Origin of the sequence: Rhodococcus sp. C1, assembly GCF_020809065.1 — a bacterium.
Taxonomy (GTDB): Bacteria; Actinomycetota; Actinomycetes; order Mycobacteriales; family Mycobacteriaceae; genus Rhodococcus_F; species Rhodococcus_F qingshengii.
Map to the genome: position 1 here is coordinate 6,274,479 of NZ_CP078080.1, position 20,320 is coordinate 6,294,798.

17 protein-coding genes are annotated in these 20,320 nt (G+C 64.2%); 12 read left to right on the forward strand and 5 right to left on the reverse strand.

Going from position 1 to position 20,320, the window contains the following annotated elements; translation table 11 throughout:
- Positions 1-2 precede the first annotated feature (2 nt).
- Positions 3-983, forward strand: coding sequence for a bile acid:sodium symporter family protein (locus KTR60_RS29015; protein ID WP_003942582.1), 981 nt, complete (start codon positions 3-5; stop codon positions 981-983).
- Here the strand turns inward: KTR60_RS29015 and KTR60_RS29020 are convergent.
- Genes KTR60_RS29020 through KTR60_RS29030 form a run of 3 tightly spaced genes read right to left on the reverse strand, consistent with a single transcriptional unit; the run spans position 976 to position 2,604 of the window.
- Positions 976-1,194 carry a hypothetical protein gene (locus tag KTR60_RS29020; protein ID WP_047272705.1) on the reverse strand — a complete coding sequence of 73 codons (219 nt, stop codon included), beginning with the start codon at positions 1,192-1,194 and terminating at the stop codon, positions 976-978. The genes KTR60_RS29015 and KTR60_RS29020 overlap by 8 nt on opposite strands.
- A 55-nt stretch (positions 1,195-1,249) precedes the next feature.
- Positions 1,250-1,855 carry a YqgE/AlgH family protein gene (locus KTR60_RS29025; RefSeq protein ID WP_003942572.1) on the reverse strand — a complete coding sequence of 202 codons (606 nt, stop codon included), beginning with the start codon at positions 1,853-1,855 and terminating at the stop codon, positions 1,250-1,252.
- A 53-nt stretch (positions 1,856-1,908) separates the two neighbouring features.
- Positions 1,909-2,604 (reverse strand): TetR/AcrR family transcriptional regulator, encoded by a 696-nt coding sequence (locus KTR60_RS29030; protein WP_003942494.1) that lies wholly within the window; start codon positions 2,602-2,604, stop codon positions 1,909-1,911.
- Positions 2,605-2,738: 134 nt separating this feature from the next.
- On the opposite strand from KTR60_RS29030, the gene KTR60_RS29035 reads away from it, so the two are divergent.
- From KTR60_RS29035 to KTR60_RS29050, 4 genes are read left to right on the forward strand one after another with little or no spacing between them, the layout of a single operon-like run.
- Positions 2,739-3,680 (forward strand): NAD-dependent epimerase/dehydratase family protein, encoded by a 942-nt coding sequence (locus tag KTR60_RS29035; protein ID WP_219467882.1) that lies wholly within the window; start codon positions 2,739-2,741, stop codon positions 3,678-3,680.
- Positions 3,681-3,734: 54 nt separating this feature from the next.
- Entirely contained in the window at positions 3,735-4,358 is a 624-nt protein-coding gene (locus tag KTR60_RS29040) for a TetR/AcrR family transcriptional regulator (RefSeq protein ID WP_228401568.1), read from the forward strand.
- On the forward strand, positions 4,342-5,979 hold the full coding sequence (locus tag KTR60_RS29045; RefSeq protein WP_228401570.1) for an acyl-CoA dehydrogenase family protein: 1,638 nt from the start codon (positions 4,342-4,344) through the stop codon (positions 5,977-5,979). Before KTR60_RS29040 ends, KTR60_RS29045 begins: the two co-directional genes overlap by 17 nt.
- 23 nt (positions 5,980-6,002) lie before the next feature.
- Positions 6,003-7,310 (forward strand): MFS transporter, encoded by a 1,308-nt coding sequence (locus tag KTR60_RS29050; protein ID WP_161121371.1) that lies wholly within the window; start codon positions 6,003-6,005, stop codon positions 7,308-7,310.
- Here KTR60_RS29050 and KTR60_RS29055 read toward each other — a convergent pair.
- Positions 7,294-8,745, reverse strand: a complete 1,452-nt coding sequence (locus KTR60_RS29055) for a CCA tRNA nucleotidyltransferase (protein ID WP_003942535.1) — start codon at positions 8,743-8,745, stop codon at positions 7,294-7,296. The genes KTR60_RS29050 and KTR60_RS29055 overlap by 17 nt on opposite strands.
- A gap of 111 nt (positions 8,746-8,856) precedes the next feature.
- Between KTR60_RS29055 and KTR60_RS29060 the strand changes: the two genes are divergently transcribed.
- The 5 genes from KTR60_RS29060 to KTR60_RS29080 are packed head-to-tail and all read left to right on the forward strand — an operon-like array spanning position 8,857 to position 17,267.
- Positions 8,857-9,429, forward strand: coding sequence for an NUDIX hydrolase (locus KTR60_RS29060; RefSeq protein WP_030537486.1), 573 nt, complete (start codon positions 8,857-8,859; stop codon positions 9,427-9,429).
- The gene (locus tag KTR60_RS29065) at positions 9,426-11,780 is read left to right on the forward strand and encodes a DUF6049 family protein (protein ID WP_058037556.1); all 2,355 of its coding nucleotides are present in this window, start codon (positions 9,426-9,428) and stop codon (positions 11,778-11,780) included. Before KTR60_RS29060 ends, KTR60_RS29065 begins: the two co-directional genes overlap by 4 nt.
- Positions 11,777-15,823: a lipid II flippase MurJ gene (locus tag KTR60_RS29070; RefSeq protein WP_228401572.1), complete on the forward strand. Its 4,047-nt coding sequence runs from the start codon at positions 11,777-11,779 to the stop codon at positions 15,821-15,823. Before KTR60_RS29065 ends, KTR60_RS29070 begins: the two co-directional genes overlap by 4 nt.
- Before the next feature lie 47 nt (positions 15,824-15,870).
- Positions 15,871-16,497, forward strand: a complete 627-nt coding sequence (gene sigM / locus KTR60_RS29075) for an RNA polymerase sigma factor SigM (protein ID WP_228401574.1) — start codon at positions 15,871-15,873, stop codon at positions 16,495-16,497.
- A 53-nt stretch (positions 16,498-16,550) separates the two neighbouring features.
- Positions 16,551-17,267, forward strand: a complete 717-nt coding sequence (locus KTR60_RS29080) for a hypothetical protein (RefSeq protein WP_214925931.1) — start codon at positions 16,551-16,553, stop codon at positions 17,265-17,267.
- 9 nt (positions 17,268-17,276) lie between these two features.
- Here the strand turns inward: KTR60_RS29080 and KTR60_RS29085 are convergent, their stop codons facing one another.
- The gene (locus KTR60_RS29085) at positions 17,277-17,843 is read right to left on the reverse strand and encodes a helix-turn-helix domain-containing protein (RefSeq protein ID WP_030537491.1); all 567 of its coding nucleotides are present in this window, start codon (positions 17,841-17,843) and stop codon (positions 17,277-17,279) included.
- Between the two features lie 98 nt (positions 17,844-17,941).
- Between KTR60_RS29085 and nox the strand changes: the two genes are divergently transcribed.
- Positions 17,942-19,153, forward strand: coding sequence for an NADH:flavin oxidoreductase (gene nox / locus KTR60_RS29090; RefSeq protein ID WP_228401576.1), 1,212 nt, complete (start codon positions 17,942-17,944; stop codon positions 19,151-19,153).
- A 130-nt stretch (positions 19,154-19,283) separates the two neighbouring features.
- Entirely contained in the window at positions 19,284-20,291 is a 1,008-nt protein-coding gene (trxB, locus tag KTR60_RS29095; protein ID WP_003942521.1) for a thioredoxin-disulfide reductase, read from the forward strand.
- Positions 20,292-20,320 lie beyond the last annotated feature (29 nt).

The following is a 20,320-nucleotide window of genomic DNA, read 5'->3' on the forward strand; positions in this document are numbered from 1 at the left end:
AGGTGAAGTTTCTCAGTAGGTTCTACATCGACGGGTTCATCCTCGGCATCATCATCGCCGGCGTGCTCGGAAGTGTGTTCCCGGTATCGGGTACCGCGGAGAGCATTCTGAACTGGGCCACCAAGATCGCCATCGGCTTCTTGTTCCTGCTCTACGGCGCGCGACTCTCGCCGCAGGAAGCCTGGAAGGGCGTCAAGCACTGGCGACTGCACACCGTCGTCCTCGCCGCGACGTTCGTGCTGTTCCCACTGATCGGCCTAGCACTGCGATTCCTGTCGCCGACGCTGATCAGCGACGAGCTCTACACCGGCATCCTCTACATGTGCCTGGTTCCGTCGACGGTTCAGTCTTCGATCGCGTTCACCTCGATCGCCAAGGGGAATGTCGCGGGCGCGATCGTCAGTGCGTCGTTCTCCAACCTGATCGGCGTCTTCGTCACACCGCTGCTGGTGGTTCTGCTGATGAACACCACCGGCCAGGCGACGGTCGACTTCTCGTCGATCCTCGACATCGTCGTGCAGTTGCTGATCCCGTTCATCGTCGGTCAGCTGATCCGCCCGCTGGTGATCGGATGGCTGCAGAAGTACGCCGAACCCACCAAGTACGTCGATCGTGGATCGATCCTCCTCGTTGTCTTCGCCGCCTTCAGCGAAAGCATGAAAGAGGGGATCTGGAGCACCATCACGATCTGGCAGATCGTGATCCTCACAATCGTGTGCTGCCTGATTCTCGCGCTGGTTCTCGGCGTGACAACTCTCGCGGGGCGCAAGCTCGGGTTCGATCTTCCCGATCAGATCGTCATCATCTTCTGCGGGTCGAAGAAGTCCTTGGCAACGGGCCTACCGATGGCGGCTGTACTGTTCGCGGGCCAGCCCGTCGGCCTGATCGTGTTGCCGCTGATGATCTTCCATCAGATCCAACTGATCGTCTGTGCTGCGATGGCGCAACGCTTCGCGAATCGGGATCCGGTCAGCGTCAGCTAGCGAGCAACTCGCCTCGGGTCGCGTCGACGCAGCCGCAACCGCCCTGCAGTTCAGCACAATCGATGGACAGCGCATGGCGGACCGATGCCAAGTCGACGCAGTTCACGCCGGTGCATTCGAGTGATCCGTCGGCATGCCGCAGCAAAGAATCGTGGCAGTGATCGACATCCGAAACACAATCCGCGCACTGGATCTGACGCTCAGCGATCATTGCTGCCACCTCTCTCGAAAACGATGACACAGGAATATCATCGACCTCCGACAAGTCAGTTTCGTTCCACCTCGATGGGGTGGCTGGCCAGCATCGCCACGGGTAGCGGCTGGCGTCGTAGCACCCGTGCCCAGACATCGACTCGGGGCGGCGTCAGCACATCCGACGGCAGCGAGCTGATCACCATCCAGTCTTCACGCTCGAGCTCCGAATCCAGCTGGCCCAGAGTCCAACCCGAGTACCCGGCAAAAATTCGGATCCCTTCGACCAGAGGAGCAATGACCTCCGGGTCCGAGTCCAGATCCACCATGACTACCTTGCCGTCCACCCGCCGCAGGCCGGCGACGCCGTCGATCCGCGCACCGTTGCGAGCGATGCCCAGGCAAAGCGCCGAGTCACGCTTGACTGGTCCACCGATGTACAGGGCCGAAGGATGCGCGGTCAGCGGTGACCACTGCGGCAACACGTTCTGCACGGCCGTCTCACTCGGCCGATTGACGACGACGCCCAGGCTCCCGGCGTCGTTGTGCTCGATCATGTAGATGACGGTGCGGCGAAATGCGGGTTCCGTGAGATCGGTCGACGACACCAACAAACTGCCCGGACGAACCTCCGGTTCTATCCAGGCCATTCGATCCTCGGGTTCTTCTGCGTGCGCCACAAGGACATCATCTCACCGACAACTGCGCGCGGAGGAACGAGACACAAACGTGTTCAGGTCAGACCCGCCACATCGGCAAGTAGTGCCAAATGCCGCTCGAAAATCTCGCTCGCGTCGGTGAACGTATCGCTTCCGTACTGCCCGAACACCTCGAAGTTCACCGAACCGAACAGCGATACCCAGACGAGAGTTGCGCGCACCGCGGCATCCGGCGGCAGGTCGGTACCCAGTTCATTCCGCACTCCCTCGAGGTCCGCTGCCAACGTGTCACTCAGGCCCGGACCCTCTCGCACCGTCAGTGAACCCGCGCGATGGGCGGCGTCGATGATCCCGATCAGCCGGGTCACGACGAGGGTGCCGGGGCCGGTGGTCTGCTCGCCCGGAGCGTCGTAGCCGGGGACGGGGCTGCCGAACAACAGACCGTAGCGGGCCGGCTCCCGGATCGCCCAGCTGCGAACGGCGCGCCCGAGAGCAATGAACTGTCCGCGAAAATCCTCTGCTGCAACGGCATTCACGGCGGCGTCCACTTCCGCGCCCAGTTCCGTGTACCCGTCGACCACCAGCAAGGTCAGCAGTTCGTCCCGACTGGCGACATAGCGGTATACCGCTGAGGACACGACTCCCAGGTCACGCGCGACGGCGCGCAGGGACAAAGCGGCAGCGCCGACGGCAGCGAGATGCTCGCGTCCGATACGGGTGATGTCCTGCAGCGTCTGTTCGCGCGCCCGCTCACGGGGAGTTCCAACCATGAGTCCATCTTGCCCCATTCCCGAGAGCAGTATCAACAAAAGAGAGCACTGCTCTTGACAGCGCTCGGGTGCAGGTGCATTCTTGAAAACGAGAGCAGTGCTCTCAGTTCACCTGAAACGAGAAGGAGCACACCATGTCGAACCTCGAAATCGTCACCGGAGCAGGACCTGTCGGATCCGCCGTCGCGCTACAGCTCGCCGAGCAGGGAATCAACGTCCGGCTCCTGACCAGGTCCGGCAGCGGGCCCGAGCACCCGCTGATCGACCGCCGACGCGTCGACGTCTCGGATTCCGAGGCCCTTCGCTCGGTCAGCGAGGGCGCCACGGCCATCTACCACTGCATCCACGCTGCTTACAACGCAGCCGATTGGGAGCGGGAACTCCCGGCGGCCGAGAAGGTTGTGCTCGACGCGGCCGCATCCATCGGTGCCGTCGTGGTCTTCCCCGAAAGCCTCTACGCCTACAACTCCGACACCCTGATGACCGAATCCGATCCACGTAACGCCACCGGCGGCAAGCGCGGAGTGCGCACCGCGCTGCTGCGTGCTCGCGAGGCCTCGGCAACACCCACCGTCAGCGTCGTGGCCTCGGACTTCTTCGGCCCCCGCGTCCGCACCGCCCACGCCGGTGAGCGCATGGTTCCGAAGGTCATGGCAGGTAAGAAGATTCGTGTCATCGGTTCCGCAGATCAGCCGCACTCCTTCACCTACATCCCCGATCTCGCAGCAGCGATGATCGCGGCGGCACACAACCCCGAACTTTGGAACTCCGTCCTCCACGCACCCACCGGCCCTGCGCTCACTCAGCGCAAGATCGCCGAGGCCTTCGCCCGCGCCGCCGGGGCATCCCCCGCCAAGGTGGGTGTACTCCCCGCCTGGGTGCTCGACGCCGTCGGCAAGATCAACACCGACAGCCGCGAACTCGCGGAGATGAACTACCAGTTCACCAAGCCGTTCGTCATGGACTCGAGCGCCAGCGAAGTGCTGCTCGGACTCTCGCCGACGCCGCTCGATCAGGCCGCCGAAGAGACCGTCGCGTGGTGGCGCGCGGAACAGGCTCGCGCCGCTGCTGCCTGAACCTGCAGGTGGGGGCTCTTGACCCAAGAACGGAACGGGTGTTCACTTCTTCACATGGCCTATCGCCGCACTCCGGCAGTACAGGAAAGATTGGACGCACAACGCGCCCGGCTGCTCGAGGCCGCCACGACGGCAGTGGCAACCCACGGCTATGCGGGATGTTCCATCGCCGCGGTGGCCAAGAACGCCGGCGTCGGCACCGGGACGCTGTATCGACATTTCGACGGCAAGGGCGAATTGTTCGCCGAAGTGTTCCAATCAGTCTGCAGCCGTGAGGTATCCGCAGCTCGGGACGCCGGAGACAATGCCCGACGTCTGGAAGGCAACCACCGCTCCGCGGTATCAGCGTCTGTTCGGACCTTCGCCGAACGTGCCATGCGCGCACCGGTTCTCGCCTATGCCCTGCTGGTGGAACCGGTGGACCCACTCGTCGACGAACAGCGTCTCATGTTTCGCGAATCGTTCCGCGATTGCCTGGCCACCGCAATTCGTTCGGCAGTCGACACCGGTGAGATACCGCCACAGGACGCCACTCTGACGGCAGCGTGCATCGTCGGGGCAATCGGCGAGGCCCTGATCCTTCCACTGCGCGGAGGCACCACCGATCCCGCTGCGATCGACGCCATTCTCGCCTTCACCCTTCGATCGTTAGGGAGCTTCGATGACACCCACGCATGAAGTCACCAATCAGGTTCCGCCCCTGATCGATTACGACGCAGCCGAATACGCGCCGATCCTCGAGGCACTCCACCGTGAAGGCGCATCGGATGCACTCGAAGAGGTTCATCGCGTCGGGATCCGCGCCGGCAGTGCTCAGGCCCAGGAGTGGGGCGATCTGGCCGAGGAGCACCCACCTGTTCTGAGAACCCACGAGCGCTACGGCAACCGCATCGACGAGGTCCGTTACGACCCCGCCTATCACCAACTCATGAGCACCGCAGTGGAATTGGGACTGCACGGCGCTCCGTGGGTTGACCCGAATCGACACGCACACCTCGTCCGCGCCGCGAAGATGGCCGTGTGGGGTCAAACCGATGCCGGCCACGGCTGTCCCATCTCCATGACGTACGCCGTGATCCCCGCGCTGCGGCACAACGCGGATCTGGCCGCGCAGTACGAACCCCTCCTGACCACGCGGCACTACGATTCGGCGCTGAAAGCTCCCCTCACCAAACCCGGATTGATCGCCGGTATGTCGATGACGGAAAAACAGGGCGGTTCGGATGTTCGTGCCGGAACCACAAGGGCAGTGCCACAATCCGACGGCAGCTACCTGCTGACGGGCCACAAGTGGTTCACCTCCGCGCCGATGTCGGACGTGTTCCTCGTCCTCGCCCAGGCACCGGGTGGTCTGTCGTGCTTCTTCCTGCCTCGGGTCCTGCCGGACGGCTCGCTCAACAACATGTTCCTGCAGCGTCTGAAGGACAAGTTGGGCAATCATTCCAACGCGAGTAGTGAGGTCGAGTACCTCGACGCTCTCGCGTGGATGGTCGGCGAGGAAGGCCGGGGCGTGCGCACCATCATCGAGATGGTCAACATGACCCGGTTGGACTGCACGATCGGCACGGCCACCGGCATGCGCGTCGGCACCATGCAGGCAGTTCACCACGCGAATCATCGAAGTGCTTTCGGCGCCAACCTGATCGACCAACCCTTGATGCGAAACGTTCTGGCAGATCTGGCGGTGGAATCGGAAGCGTCGACCACCGTCGCGATGTGGCTGGCCGCTCTGACCGACCGCGCAACCGCAGGCGATGCCCACGCCAGCGCACTACGACGCATTTCGTTGGCCGTGAGTAAGTACTTCGTCTGCAAGCGCGGACCGATCCACGCTGCCGAGGCACTCGAGTGTCTGGGCGGAAACGGATACGTGGAGGAATCCCGGATGCCGCGCCTCTATCGCGAGGCTCCGCTGCTTTCGGTGTGGGAGGGTTCCGGCAACGTCGCGGCGCTCGACACACTGCGGGCGATGGCCAAGCAACCCGAAACACTGCAGGTGTTCTTCGACGAGCTGAAACGAGCCAGTGGAGTGGACGGCCACTTCGATCAGGCCGTGCGGGATCTCCAGGCGGCTTTCGGCGATTTCGACGACATCGAATACCGGGCACGAAAGATCGTCGGCGACATGGCGCTCGCGCTGCAGGCCTCGCTGTTGCTCCGCTACGGGCACCCCGCGGTGGCCGACGCGTTCTGCGCGAGTCGGCTCGGAAACAGCTGGGGGAGTGTGTTCGGAACGCTGCCGAGGGGCGTCGACGTCGCGCCGATCCTCGAGCGGGCCACCGTCAAGATCGGCGCCTGACCCACCCACTACAGTTTCCGCTTATGAACCGAGCCTCGAACCGCCGCGAGGCCTGGCAGCGCGTACTGCACACCCTGCGTGAATCACCCGGCCTCGGAAGGCTGGCGCTCGTCCGCTTTTCCAGCCAGTTCGGCGACGGAATGTTCCAGGCCGCGCTCGGCGGCGCAATCCTCTTCAACCCGGAACGCGAAACCGATCCGGTGGCGATAGCGGCCGGCTTTGCCGTACTGCTCCTTCCCTATTCGGTGATCGGCCCCTTTGCCGGCGCTCTGCTGGATCGTTGGGACCGCCGCCTGGTGCTCCTGTGGGCGAGCGTGCTCCGCGGGCTCTTCATCCTGACCACCGCGGTGCTGCTGGTCGCCGGCGGCGGTGACACTCTGTTGTTGACGTGTGCGCTTGCTGCGATCGGGGTCAGCCGCTTTGTCGGGGCAGGCGTATCCGCAGCCCTGCCGAAGGTCGTCCGACAATCGTGGCTGGTGGCAACCAATTCCGTTCTCACAACGGCTGGTTCGGTGGTAGCCGCTCTTGGTGCTTCGGCAGCGGTGGCGATCATCGGCATGATCGGCGCGGGGGATCGAGCGTCAGGTGCCGCCGTGGCCATCGCAGCACTGGGATCGATGATCGCGGCCCTCGCCGCGGCCAGGTTCACCGCCCGCTCACTTGGTCCGGTCGCCGACGAAGTGGTCCGCGCCAGTGCCGTCCGTTCGGTGACGGCCGGACTGCGCACCGGGGCAACCGCTGTCTGGGAGGCGCCCGGCGTCACCACGGCGATGATCGGAATCGGAGCGCACCGCATCTGCTTCGGCATCAACACCCTCATCATGGTGCTGGTCCTACGCGACACCTCGAACGGCTCCCAATTACCCGGAGGGATGGCCGGATTCGGTGTCGCCGTCGGCGCCACGGCAATCGGAATGCTGATCGCGGCATTGATCACACCGTTCCTCATCCCGCGGATCGGTCGCTCACGGACGATCACCTACGCCCTGGTGTGCGCGGTTCTCGTCCAGCTCGTCTTCGTGACCACGCTGACTCAGGGGTCGCTGCTGATTGCCGCTTTCCTGCTCGGCATCGCCGGCCAGTCCGTGAAACTCAGCGGCGACGCGGCCATGCAGATCGACATCGACGACGACCGTCGTGGTCAGGTATTCGCCCTGCAGGACACCGTGTTCAACGTCGCGTTCATCGGTGCGATCGCGGCAGCGTCGACGGTGATCGCACCCGACGGCAAGAGCGTCGGCCTGGCCGTTGCCGGTGCGGGTGTCTATGCCGCCGGATTGTCAGCGGTGCTGATCAACCGCAAGAAACGAGAAACTAGCCCTGCTGGGTAGCCCACCACTTCAGCAGTTCGGCCTCGGCCTCGTCACGCTCGAGCGGGCCGCGATCCAGACGTAATTCCTTGAGGAACGTCCATGCCTTGCCCACCTGCGGGCCGGCCGGGATGTTGAGCAGTTCCATGATGGCGTTGCCGTCGAGGTCCGGACGCACCCGAGCAAGGTCTTCCTGCTCGGCGATGCGCGCGATCCGCTCTTCGATGTCGTCGTACGTGGCCTGCAGCTGCGCGGCGCGACGCTTGTTGCGTGTGGTGCAATCGGCCCGCACGAGCTTGTGCAAGCGGGGGAGCAGCTCGCCCGCGTCGGTGACGTACCGCCGCACCGCCGAGTCGGTCCACTGTCCCTTGCCGTAGCCGTGAAAACGCAAGTGCAGGAACACGAGCTGTGAGACGTCGTCGACCATCTGCTTCGAGAACTTCAGTGCCCGCATGCGCTTGCGCACCAGCTTGGCGCCGACCACCTCGTGGTGGTGGAAGCTGACCCCACCGCCAGGCTCGTTACGCTTGGTATCCGGCTTTCCGATGTCGTGAAGCAGTGCTGCCCAACGCAATACAAGGTCCGGATCGCCTTCTTCGAGATCGATCGCCTGCTGGAGCACCGTGAGGGAGTGCTGGTAGACGTCCTTGTGCTGGTGATGCTCGTCGATCTCGAGCTTCATCTGCGGAACCTCGGGCAGCACGTATGCAGCCAGTCCGGAGTCGACCATCATGTTGATGCCGTCCACCGGGTACATGCCCAGCATCAGTTTGTTCAGCTCCACCTGCACACGCTCGGCGGTGATCCGCTCGATCTGCGACGCCATCTCCTTGATGGCCTCGAAAACACGATTGTTCAACGTGAAACCAAGCTGCGAGACGAACCGGGCAGCACGCAGCATCCGCAGCGGATCGTCGTTGAACGAGTTTTCCGGCGCCGACGGCGTATCGAGCTCTCCGGCCAACAGCGCGTCCATGCCGTTCAGCGGATCGACAAACGTGTAGGAACCGTCCGCGCCGATCTTCATCGCCATCGCGTTGACGGTGAAATCGCGGCGCACCAGATCGTCGGCCAACGTCGTGCCGTACTCGACTATCGGATTACGAGAGACGCGATCGTAAGCGTCGGCCCGGAAGGTCGTGATCTCGATCTCCTGGCCGTGCTTGATGGCGCTGATGGTCCCGAACTCGATGCCCGTGTCCCACTGCTTGTCCACCCAGCCCTTGAGCAGAGCCTGAACCTTCTCCGGCCTGGCGTCCGTCGTGAAGTCCAGATCGCCACTGAAGCGGCCGAGGATCGCGTCGCGAACACTGCCACCCACCAGGAACAGCTCGTGACCGGCCGCAGCAAAACGCTCACCGAGCGGGTTCAACACGTCGGACAACGTGCCGAGCGTTGCAGTGGCGTCGGCAAGCAGTCGTAGGCGGCGATCAGCGTCGGAGGTAGGGACAGTCACGTGAAAGGAGCTTACTTAAGGTGCGCAAATAGCAGAACGCGCATACGAACGCGATAGACCGCTTTGCGCGGGTTACCGGGCAACGCTGCAACGCCAACTAGTATCGATGAGGTGTCTGGTGCCGAACGAACAAACAGGAGTCGCCGCAACCCGCGGCGTCGACCTGCCGTCGGCAACCCCGATAAACCTTTGATGCGAACCGTCCGTGAAACTTCTGCGGGCGGCTTGGTCGTCGACGGCTGGGGAGGACCCCCGGAACGCCTCTGCGCTGCGCTGATCGGCCGAACCGACCGCCGCGGACGCCTGCTCTGGTCGCTACCGAAGGGCCATATCGAACAAGGTGAGACCGCTGAGCAGACCGCGATGCGTGAGGTCGAAGAAGAAACCGGTATCCAGGGAACCGTCCTGGCACCGCTGGGCAGCATCGACTACTGGTTCGTGACCGAAGGTCGACGCGTCCACAAGACCGTGCACCACTACCTCCTCCGCTTTCTCGGCGGTGAACTCTCCGACGAGGACATCGAGGTCACCGAAGTCGCCTGGGTGCCGCTGACGGAATTGCACTCGCGCCTCGCATACGCCGACGAGCGCAAACTCGCAGAACTCGCGTCCCAGATGATCGCCGAGATGCCGCGAACGGAAATACGGCAAGAACAGCGCCCGAAGGAACCGGACGCCGGATGAGAATGGCACTGCGGCGGGCCGGTGTGGCCGCTCTGGTGATGGCCGCTGTCGGTTTCGGGCCTGCAACGACGGCCGTCGCATGGGCAGCGCCGTCCAGCCAGCCCAGTGAGCGCGCCCCGGCGCGAAACACCAACGATGCCAAATTTCTGCAGCTGACCATCGACTCCACCGCACCGACCACGGTGACGACCACCAGCGACCGCAACGTCGTGGTCAAGGGGACGGTGAAGAACGTCGGTGACCGTCCCGTCGAGGACGTCGGAGTGAGGCTGCAACGCGCTCCCGCGATCGACTCCAGTTCGGACGTGCGCGCAGCACTCGACTTCGACCAGGCCGTTTTCGACACGGTCGGCGAATTCGACACCGTTGCCACCACCCTCGACACCGGCCAGTCCAAGCAGTTCACGCTCACCTTGCCGTTGCGGAGCACTACCGGGTTGTCTCTCGACATCACCGAACCGGGCGTCTACCCGATGCTCGTCAACGTGAACGGCACCCCGGAGTACGGCGGTGCCGCCCGACTCGACGACGCACGCTTCCTGCTCCCCGTCCTCGGTGTGCCGGCCGCAGCCGAATCGAACGCCACAGCCGGAACCCCCAGTTCGTCCGCCACGGCGGTCGTTCCCCCCGACACGTCCGCCCCGATCGGCGTCACGCTCATGTGGCCGCTGGCCGACGCGCCACGACTCGTCGGCGGAATCCCGGGCGCGGTCAACGAGCCCGTACGCCTGATCGACGACGAACTTGCCACCGAACTTTCCGACGGCGGCCGTCTGGACGCGTTGGTCGATGCGGTGGAGAACGCCACCAAGCCCGAGAGCGATACCGATCGACGCGTCACGGATGCGCTCTGCCTGGCAATCGACCCCGACCTTCTGATCACCGTCGAGAACATGACTCGCGGATACCTCGTGGCCGACAACTCGTCCGACCCCACCGGGCCGTCGCACGAAGGCCGCGGCAGCGACGCCGCCAACCAGTGGCTCGGCCGGGTGAAGACCCTCGCGTCCTCGATGTGCACGACGGCGGTTCCGTTCGCGCAGTCCGATCTCGCCGCGGTCACCTCGGTGGCCAATCCGGAGTTGACGGCTACCGCGCTCACACGGCCGGCGGACATCGTCGACAACATCCTCGGCGTGACCTCACTGCGAGATTTCGTCTGGCCGGATTCGGGTGTCCTCGACTCGGCCACCGCAGAGGTGCTGAGCGTGAATCCCACCACAGCGATGGTGGCTGACACTTCCGTCGACTCGGCAGCTCCGCAGCTGTCGTCGCGGATAACCGGCTCACTCGACGCGCTTGCCTTCGACACCTCGGCGGCAGCAGCGTTGGCCGCCACCGGCTCGGAGCCGCAGGTCCCGTCGTACATCCCCGACGACACCGCGCCGACCATCGACATCGAATCGCGCAGCGCCCGGCGTCAGGACGCGCTGGGGGCGATGGCCTGGGCCGCGCTGACGCCGACGTCGCTGCCGCGCAATCAGATCTTCGCGCCGCCGCAACTGTGGACCGCCGACAGCAACGACGCCACGGCGGTGCTCTCGATGCTCGCGACCCTCATCCGGTCCGGGCTCGCCTCACCTCAGGCCCTGCCGGCACTGCTCGGCAGGCAACCGGGCGCGACGGACGCCGCCACTCTCGACTACCCGGACCGGGCTACCCAGGACGGTCCGCAAACGTCCGTCGTCGAGACCGCAACCACCCAACTTCCGCGTATCGACGGGCTCGAAGCTTCGCTCGTGGACGATCCGGCGGCTTCGCTCACCCCCCGGGGATTCACGGCGCCGCTCCGCGAAGATCTACTCCGTTCGATGACCTTGGCCGATCGCCGCAACGTCGACTCCGCGTCGGTCAATCGGGCGGAGCGGGCCGCGACCATCCGCGCCGACAACGTCACCGAAGCCGTCGACGGGATGTACCGGGCCGTCAGTGTGGTGTCTCCGGGCGGCGTCTACACCCTCGCGTCGGGGCAGAGTCCGCTCCTGCTGGTGGCGCGCAACGAGCTGCCCATCGCCATCAACGTCGACCTGCGTGTGGAAGCCCCACCCGAGATGCAGATCAGTGACATCGGTCCCAAACAGCTTCCGCCGCGAGGTAGCCGACAGTTGACTGTGCCCGCGGAAATGAACGATTCTCGCAAGCTGGAAGTCAACTTCTCGCTGACCACGACAGATGGCCGCCAATTGGGTACGCCGACCAGCGTGACCGTACGGTCGAATGCGTACGGTCGTCCCCTGGCCGCCGTGACGGCGACAGCGGGAGGGTTGCTGCTGTTCCTGGCAGGGCGACGGCTGTGGCATCGATTCAAGGGTCAGCCGGACCCAGCAGATGAAGGGTACGAACGCTCATGACCGGGAATCCACCCGAGGAGGGTCGCCGCTCGGCGATCACCCGCAAGAGTGCCGCGACCCGCTCGCATCCTCGGATGCCACCGTGGGAGCGCGGTTACCCGATTCAGCCGGTCAACCCGGACGCACGTTTCGACGACGCACCCACCATGACCATCCCGGTGATCCGCGACTACCCCCGGTACCGCGAAGCCGAGATGGAATTCGCCGACCGGCAGACGACCACGTCGGACGAGTTCGACACCGACGCCCATGTCCAGGTCGGGGAACGCAAGGAGACGAACTCTCGACTCCTCGCGGCAACGGGTTCCATCGCGATCGCGACGCTGACGAGCCGCATCACGGGATTCGCCAAGCAGTTGATGATCCTGATGGTCCTCGGCCCCGCCATCGCCAGCTCGTTCACCGTCGCCAGCCAGATTCCGAACATGATCGCGGAACTGGTTCTGGGCGCCGTGCTGACCGCCATCGTCGTCCCCGTGCTGGTTCGCGCCGAGCGGGAGGACGCCGATCACGGCGAAGCGTTTGTCCGACGCCTCTTCACGGCGTCGCTCGTTCTACTCGGCATGGCCGCGCTGCTCGCGACCCTGGCAGCACCCGTACTCACCAAATACGTCTTCCTGTCCGAAGACGGCAAGGTCAGCACCGACCTGACCACGGCGCTGTCGTATCTGCTTCTGCCGGCAATCCTGTTCTACGGGCTGTCGGCGCTGTTCACAGCGTTTCTGAACACCAGACAGATCTTCAAGCCCGGAGCCTGGGCTCCCGTACTCAACAATGTCGTCGTCCTCGTGGTGCTCGTGGTCTATCGCCTGACTCCGGGTGAGATCTCGCTTGATCCGGTCTCGATGGGCGATGCAAAGCTGCTTACCCTCGGCATCGGCATCACCATCGGCGTCATCGTGCAGGCAGCCAGCCTGATCCCCGCGCTTCGCCGCGAGAAGATCTCGCTCAAGCCGCTGTGGGGTCTCGACGACCGCCTGCGCCAGTTCGGCGGCATGGCCGTCGCCATCGTCTTGTACGTCCTGATCAGCCAGATGGGCATGATCTTCGCGACCAAGATCTCCTCCCACGCCGACGAAGCCGGCCCTGCCATCTACAGCCAGGCCTGGTTGCTCCTGCAGCTCCCGTACGGCGTGCTCGGAGTGACGGTTCTGACGGCGATCATGCCGCGCCTGAGCCGCAACGCTGCTGCCGACGACACCCCGGCCGTCGTGGACGATCTGTCGGTCGCAACGCGTCTGACCATGATCACGCTGGTTCCGATCATCATGTTCCTGACCTTCATGGGCCCGCAGGTCGGTGAAGCGCTCTACGGTTACGGCCGCTTCGGACCCGAACAGGCCGAACGACTCGGCACCGCTGTGAGCTGGTCGGCATTCACGTTGATTCCGTACGCACTGGTCCTGATCCAACTTCGAGTGTTCTACGCCCGCGAACAGGCCTGGACGCCGACGTGGATCGTTCTCGGCATCACTGCAGTGAAGATCGCTTTCTCGGCGCTGGCTCCGGTCTTCGCGTCCAACAGCGATCAGGTCGTGATCCTGCTCGGTGCGGCCAACGGTCTCGGCTACATCACCGGCGCCGTCATCGGCGGATACCTCCTGCACCGCAGCCTCGGAAACCTGCAGATGGCCAACGTGGGCAAGACAGTCTGGTCCGTCGTACTCGCCTCGCTGGCCGGGTCGTTGACCATGCTCGCGGTCGACCGGGTCCTCGGATTCGATCAACTCACCGAGCGTTTCGGCGGACCTGGCTCGATGGTTCGCGTCGCCGTCGGCGGCATCCTGATGCTCGCGATCACCTTCACGATTCTCTACTTCAAGAAGGTTCCGGAAGTCCTGTCGGTAACGGTTGCGGTCTCCCGCAAGATTCGTTCACTGACAGGTCGCGCCGAACCGGACACACGTAACAACACCGACGACGACGTCACCGAGCTGATTCCTGCAATCAGAACGGAATCAAACGAGCAAGAACGACCGGGTGCGCTCCCGTACCCTGGTCGTGGGCGTACAGGATCGCAACCCGCGCGTATTCGGGGACGGGCTATCGATGGAGAAGGAGCGAGGGTGAGCGACGACAACGTTTCCGGCAACAAGAGTGCCGGGACTTCTGCCGTGAAAGCGTCCGAACAGAAGTCAACGGCATCGTCGGGCACACCTGCATCCACGAGTTCCTCCGCATCTGCCGGCCAGAAGCCACAGCAGGGTCAGAAGCCACAGCAGCCCGCACAGCGACCGCAGCAGGGCCAAAGCCCGCAGGGTCAGAAGCCGCAGCCGCCGGTGCAGAAGGCCGCTCCGCCGGTACCTCCGGTCAGTGTGTCCAAGACACCTTCGGCGCCCGTGTCGAAGACACCTTCAGCACCTGTCTCGAAGACACCTTCAGTACCTGTCTCGAAGACACCCGCGCCGAAGACGCCTGCTCCGGACAAGAAGGCACCCGAATCTCAGAAGACGGCTGCCGCTCAGACACCACCGCCCGCTGCACCTCGCACACCTTCCGCCGGATCCGCATCACGACCGGCCCAGCGACCGATGCCACGTGGACCCAAGCTCATCCCGGGCGCATCTGTCGCCGGCGGACGCTACCGTCTGCTCGCGCCGCACGGCGGAACCCGCGGACTGCAGTTCTGGGAAGCTCTCGACGTCAAGCTCGACCGTGAAGTAGCCCTGACGTTCGTCGACGCCGATCAGCGCGGTGACGACGACAGCCAGTCCGGACCGCAGGCAGTTCTCTCACGCACTCTGCGCCTGGGACGAATCAACTCGCCCGGTCTGGCTCGCGTCCTCGACGTCGTCCGCGGAAGCTCGGGCGGCATCGTCGTCGCCGAATGGACTCCCGGCCGCTCGCTGCGTGAGATGGCCGAGACGACGCCGTCGCCGATCGGTGCAGCCCGCGCCATCCGCGCCCTCGCGGCGGCTGCCGAAGCTGCTCACCGCACCGGCGGTGCGCTGTCCATCGATCACCCGGACCGCATTCGCATCAGCATCAACGGTGACGCCGTACTGGCGTTCCCGGCGACGCTTGCCGACGCCGATTCCACCAGCGACGTCCGCGGTCTCGGCGCCATGCTGTACTCGCTCATCACGGCGCGCTGGCCGCTCGCCGATCCGTCCGCCGGTCCCGTCGGTGGTTTGCTTCCCGCCGGCCGCGGCGCCGACGGGAACATCGTCGAGCCTCGCGTCGTCCGTCCGGAGGTTCCGTTCGACATCTCGGCCGTTGCAGTTCGAGCGTTGCAGTCGGAGAGTGGAATCCGCACTGCTGCCACCGTGCAGCACATCCTCGATCAGGCGTCCGTCGTCAACGACAAGACGGAAATGATTCCGGCACTTCGTCTCGGCCACCGCGAACAGGGTGCGTCGGGTCATGCACTGAACGACCCCGAAGCCATCGAGGCCGAGAAGAAGAAGTCGACGCGGATGCTCGCGGCACTGACGGCGCTCGGTGTCTTCACCGTGATCGTCCTGATTCTCCTTGTGGTGTGGGTAGCGAGCTTCCTCTCGGGTGGCAGTAACGACACCCCGCTCAGCGAGCAGAGTTTCGGACTGACCACCGAAGCCACTGCGCCCGAGAACAATTCACCGGCGCCCGCACCGGCGGCAGCAACCGTTCCGGTAGCTTCCTCGGCCGTAACGGTGTTCTCACCCCAGGGAACGCCGGATCAGCCGGCAACAGCGAAGAACGCCATCGACGGCAATCCGGCCACCGCATGGTCGTCGGACTCGTACTTCCAGCCCTTCCCGTCCCTGAAGAACGGCGTCGGCCTGATGGTGACGCTTGCCGATGCCGCCAACCTGAAGAACGTTGCGATCACGTCTGATTCGCCGGGAACCGTCGTTGAAATCCGTTCTGCCCCTTCTGCTAATACTTCGCTGGATCAGACCAAGGAAATCGGATCGGGTGTCCTGAAGAACGGCGTGACCGAGATTCCAGTCACGTCGGACGGCTCGGGTCAGTATGTCCTGGTTTGGATTACGCAGCTCAGCACCGAATCCGGACAAAACCAGACATCCATCTCGGAGATTGCATTCACTGCTGCAAAGTGATCGCCCTTGGCCCTTCTGAAACCTACCGACTGGGCTAATATCCGCCCGTGCACAGTTATCGGGGGGGCACCGGGGGCGGAGCCGGAAATTTCGAATCCAGAAGTCTCGAGAACAAGAATCTCGAGGCGACGGATTTCGAATTGTTGACCGCTCATGTCGCGGGCGATCGACACGCGTTCCGTGAACTACTGCTCCGGCATCAGGATCATCTGTGGCACGTTGCCCGGCGAACGAGCTACTCGGACGAGGATGCGGCAGACGCTCTCCAGGAGGGTCTGCTGTCCGCGCACCGCAAGGCGGCGAAGTTTCGCGGTGACGCGGCGGTGCGCAGCTGGCTCCACACCATCGTGGTCAATGCCTGCCTCGACCGGATCCGACGCAACAAATCGCGGACCGCGTTTTCTCTGTCTTCCGAGAATGCGGAGGAACCCCGCGATCACCGCGATTACGCGGCAGGAGTGGACATGAGCCTGACCGTCGAACAGGCACTGGCATCGCTGCCCCCTGAGCAGCGTGCTGCCGTCGTCGCCGTCGATGTCGAGGGGTATCCGGTGGCCGAGGCCGCCGAGAGGTTGGGAGTACCCGTAGGGACCGTGAAGAGTCGCTGCGCCCGCGCGCGCAAGCGTCTCGCCGCCCAGTTGGAGGACTTTCGCGAAGGCGGGAACCATTCGTGAACCGGCCGCGTCCTATCTTGTAAGGGTCCGCACCGACTGCCGAGGGAGGGTTCATGACAGATCCGTCTGTTCGCGTTCCGTCGCCTCCGTTTTCAGAAGACCTACTCGCAGATCTTCACGCCGGGGTTCTCGATTCCGAAACCAGTGCGGCTCTGTGGCCGGTGGTACACGCAGACCCTGACGCCCATGCATTTGTCACCGCCCTTGACGGCGTCACGGCATCACTCGCGACACTGAACTCGAGCAAGGCCACTCACGAACGGATTCCGAATTCGCTTGCCGAGCGAATCAATTCGGCACTGGATCTACAGTCAGAACAGCTGGAGCCGCCAGCTGAGGCAGCTATCGTGCCGTTCCGGCGGCGCCCACAAGCGTGGGTTCTCGGTGCCGCAGCAGCCGTGTTGGTAGCCTTCGTGATCGTTGTTGTCGGAACCCGAGATTCCGAACCTGCCGAAAGTGTTGTCGCTCAACCGAGCACACCGGCGACGTCTGCTGTCGACGATCCGGATTCGGCGTCTCTGCTCTCACTCGTCGGATCCAAAAACCTTGGACCACTGGATGATCCATCCAAACTTGCCGGATGCCTACGCGCCAACGGCATCGACGAGGGCCGGCCTTTGCTCGGTTCCGGCGAGATTCGCATCGACGGGGCGCCGGCGATAGTCCTACTCTTCACGGGATCGCAGCCGCGTCAGATCACTGCACTGACTGTTGGCATCAACTGCAGCGACGGGAATCCGAATACGTTGTCGGTCAAGAACATCGGCTGACGTCGACGGTCAGCGCGGTGTTGCCGCCGGGAGTAAGAGCTCGAGGATTCTCCCACGCAATGCGTCCGTATCATCCTCGACCGCTATCAGACTCGAAAACATCGCTGCCCCGGCCGCCAATACCAGCACGGCCTTGGCATCGAGCAGTGCCGATTCAGGATCTTCGGCGTTCTGAAGGAACAGTTGGGTACTCGGTCCACTGAACCCGCGCCACAATTCGTTGCGCAGGTCGTCGTGGTCGCGCAGGGCCGCCAGCAATCCTGGCGACGCGGCGCGAACCTCGGGACGGGAGAAGAGCTGAGCACTTCCCTCCACCACCCAACGGATCCAGCCGTCGCGATCGGTGCCCTCGAACGGTGTCAGGTCCGGTGTCGCCCCCAGGATCGACCCGAGAACAAGATGTGCCTTCGACGGCCATCGCCGCGACATCGAGGCTCGGCTGACCCCTGCCCGTGCCGCGATCGCCCGGAGACTGAGTTGATCCCAACCGACCTCGAGGAGCATCGCTCGGGTGACCTCGAGGACTGTGTCGTCGATGCGTGGGTCTCGTGGGCGACCTGATCCTGTGGCATTCATCGTGTCGAATTGTCGGACAGATTGGGAGAAGGCGCTATATCGTCGTAGTTACGAGTCCACTGGCATCGTAAAGATCAGGCCGCCGCAGGAAGTTGAAAATGACCACAGCGCCCACACCGTCGATATTCGAACCCGCACGTCTCGGCCCTCTGACCTTGCGCAACCGCATCGTCAAAGCTGCAACGTTCGAGGGCGTCATGCCCCGGGGAGCGGTCTCGGACGATCTGATCAACTTCCACGCCGAGGTGGCCCGCGGCGGGGCCGCGATGACCACTGTCGCCTACTGCGCCGTCTCACCAGGTGGACGAGTCCACCGCGACACCCTTGTCATGGACGAGCGCGCGCTGCCGGGACTACGCAGACTGACCGACGCCGTCCACGCCGAAGGCGCACTTGCTGCGGCGCAGATCGGCCACGCGGGACTGGTCGCCAACACGCTCTCCAACAAGACGAAGACTCTGGCGCCGTCGACCCGGCTGAGTCCGCCCGCGATGGGCCTCGTCAAGGGCGCGACGCTCGCCGAACTCGACGGTGTCGTCTCCGACTTCGAACGGACCGCTCACGTCGCCGTGGACGCAGGATTCGACGCCATCGAGGTCCATCTCGGCCACAACTACCTCCTCAGTTCGTTCATGAGCCCCAATCTGAACAAGCGCCACGATCGATACGGTGGCAGCGTCGCCAAGCGCGCCGAGTATCCGCGTCGAGTCGTCGAAGCGGTGCGACGGGCCGCTGGATCCAGCGTGGCGGTCACCGCGAAATTCAACATGTCCGATGGGGTGCCGAAAGGTCTGTGGCTCGACCAGAGCCTGCCGATCGCCCAGATCCTCGAAGCCGACGGCCATCTGGACGCGATGCAATTGACCGGTGGCAGTTCACTTCTCAACGGAATGTACTTCTTCCGCGGCGAGGTCCCACTGGCTGAGTTTGTCGCCTCCCAACCCAAACTCGTCGGGTACGGGCTGAAGTTCTACGGTCCCAAACTCTTTCCGACGTACCCGTTCGAGGAGGGCTTCTTCCTGCCCTTCGCCCGTCAGTTCCGACAGGCGCTGAGGATGCCACTGATCCTGCTCGGCGGCATCAACCGCGTCGACACCATCGAGCACGCACTGGATGAAGGATTCGAATTCGTCGCCATGGCGCGTGCGCTCCTCAGGGACCCACAACTGGTCAACAAATTCCAAGCCGAGAGCGTCGACGAGGGGTTGTGTATCCACTGCAACAAGTGCATGCCCACCATCTACACCGGCACGCGCTGTGTGGTTCGGGACGCGCTTGTGGTTCGGGAGGCACCGCGCCCCGCCCCGTGAGTCCCGCGTGTGAGCTGCCGGCTGTGAGCCACTTTCCAGCGGAGTGCGGGAACAACACCCCTTATCCTGGTGTTGATCGGTACGGCTCTCCAAGAAGCGGAGGGTCTGCACTCACTATTGGAAGGCTCGCATGACCACCCAGCTGGAAAACACGCCCGCGGTCCATGACGTCATCATTGTCGGTTCCGGACCGGCCGGCTACACCGCTGGTGTCTACACCGCGCGCGCTGAGCTCCAGCCCCTGCTCTTCGAGGGAACCCAGTTCGGTGGCGCCCTCATGACCACCACCGAGGTCGAGAACTTCCCCGGATTCCGCGAAGGAATCATGGGCCCCGACCTGATGGAACAGATGCGTGAGCAGGCACTTCGCTTCGATACCGACATCCGCACCGAGGACGTCGAAGAGATCGATCTCAGCGGCCCGATCAAGACGGTCGTCGCGAACGGCGAAACGTACGCCGCGCACGCGATCATCCTCGCCATGGGCGCGGCAGCCCGTTACCTCGGCATTCCCGGTGAAGAACGCCTCCTCGGCCGCGGCGTCAGCGCCTGCGCCACCTGCGACGGCTTCTTCTTCCGTGACCAGGACATCGTCGTGGTCGGCGGCGGCGACTCCGCGATGGAAGAGGCAACCTTCCTGACCCGCTTCGCTCGCTCGGTCACCCTGGTGCACCGCCGCGAGGAATTCCGCGCCTCACGGATCATGCTCGAGCGCGCCAAGGCCAACGAGAAGATCCGCTTCCTGACCAACGCGGAGCCCGTCGAGGTCCTCGGCGAGAACAGCGTCACCGGGCTCGTCGTTCGTGACACCGTCACGGGTGAGACCTCCACACTCGAGATCACCGGCATGTTCGTCGCCATCGGCCACGACCCGCGCAGTGAGCTCGTCAAGGGCCAGGTCGATCTCGACGACGCCGGATACGTGCGCGTCGCTCCCGGTTCCACCGCGACCTCCGTCGACGGCGTCTTCGCTGCCGGTGACCTGGTCGATCACACGTACCGTCAGGCGATCACCGCTGCCGGCACCGGATGCTCCGCAGCAATCGACGCCGAACGCTGGCTGGCCGACCGCGGCGACATCACCGCCAACACGCTCGACGCAGCCGGCCACACGGTCGACGTCGTCGGCGCTCCCTGATTCACCAAGCTGTCGAACCCAACCCTCGA

Bases quoted from the DNA above. Each gene is read 5' to 3' on its own strand.
- KTR60_RS29020 (WP_047272705.1), bottom strand. From the start codon at position 1,194: ATGATCGCTGAGCGTCAGATCCAGTGCGCGGATTGTGTTTCGGATGTC.
- KTR60_RS29030 (WP_003942494.1), bottom strand. From the start codon at position 2,604: ATGGTTGGAACTCCCCGTGAGCGGGCGCGCGAACAGACGCTGCAGGAC.
- KTR60_RS29035 (WP_219467882.1), top strand. From the start codon at position 2,739: ATGTCGAACCTCGAAATCGTCACCGGAGCAGGACCTGTCGGATCCGCC.
- KTR60_RS29040 (WP_228401568.1), top strand. From the start codon at position 3,735: ATGGCCTATCGCCGCACTCCGGCAGTACAGGAAAGATTGGACGCACAA.
- KTR60_RS29045 (WP_228401570.1), top strand. From the start codon at position 4,342: ATGACACCCACGCATGAAGTCACCAATCAGGTTCCGCCCCTGATCGAT.
- KTR60_RS29050 (WP_161121371.1), top strand. From the start codon at position 6,003: ATGAACCGAGCCTCGAACCGCCGCGAGGCCTGGCAGCGCGTACTGCAC.
- KTR60_RS29065 (WP_058037556.1), top strand. From the start codon at position 9,426: ATGAGAATGGCACTGCGGCGGGCCGGTGTGGCCGCTCTGGTGATGGCC.
- KTR60_RS29070 (WP_228401572.1), top strand. From the start codon at position 11,777: ATGACCGGGAATCCACCCGAGGAGGGTCGCCGCTCGGCGATCACCCGC.
- KTR60_RS29080 (WP_214925931.1), top strand. From the start codon at position 16,551: ATGACAGATCCGTCTGTTCGCGTTCCGTCGCCTCCGTTTTCAGAAGAC.
- KTR60_RS29085 (WP_030537491.1), bottom strand. From the start codon at position 17,843: ATGAATGCCACAGGATCAGGTCGCCCACGAGACCCACGCATCGACGAC.
- nox (WP_228401576.1), top strand. From the start codon at position 17,942: ATGACCACAGCGCCCACACCGTCGATATTCGAACCCGCACGTCTCGGC.
- trxB (WP_003942521.1), top strand. From the start codon at position 19,284: ATGACCACCCAGCTGGAAAACACGCCCGCGGTCCATGACGTCATCATT.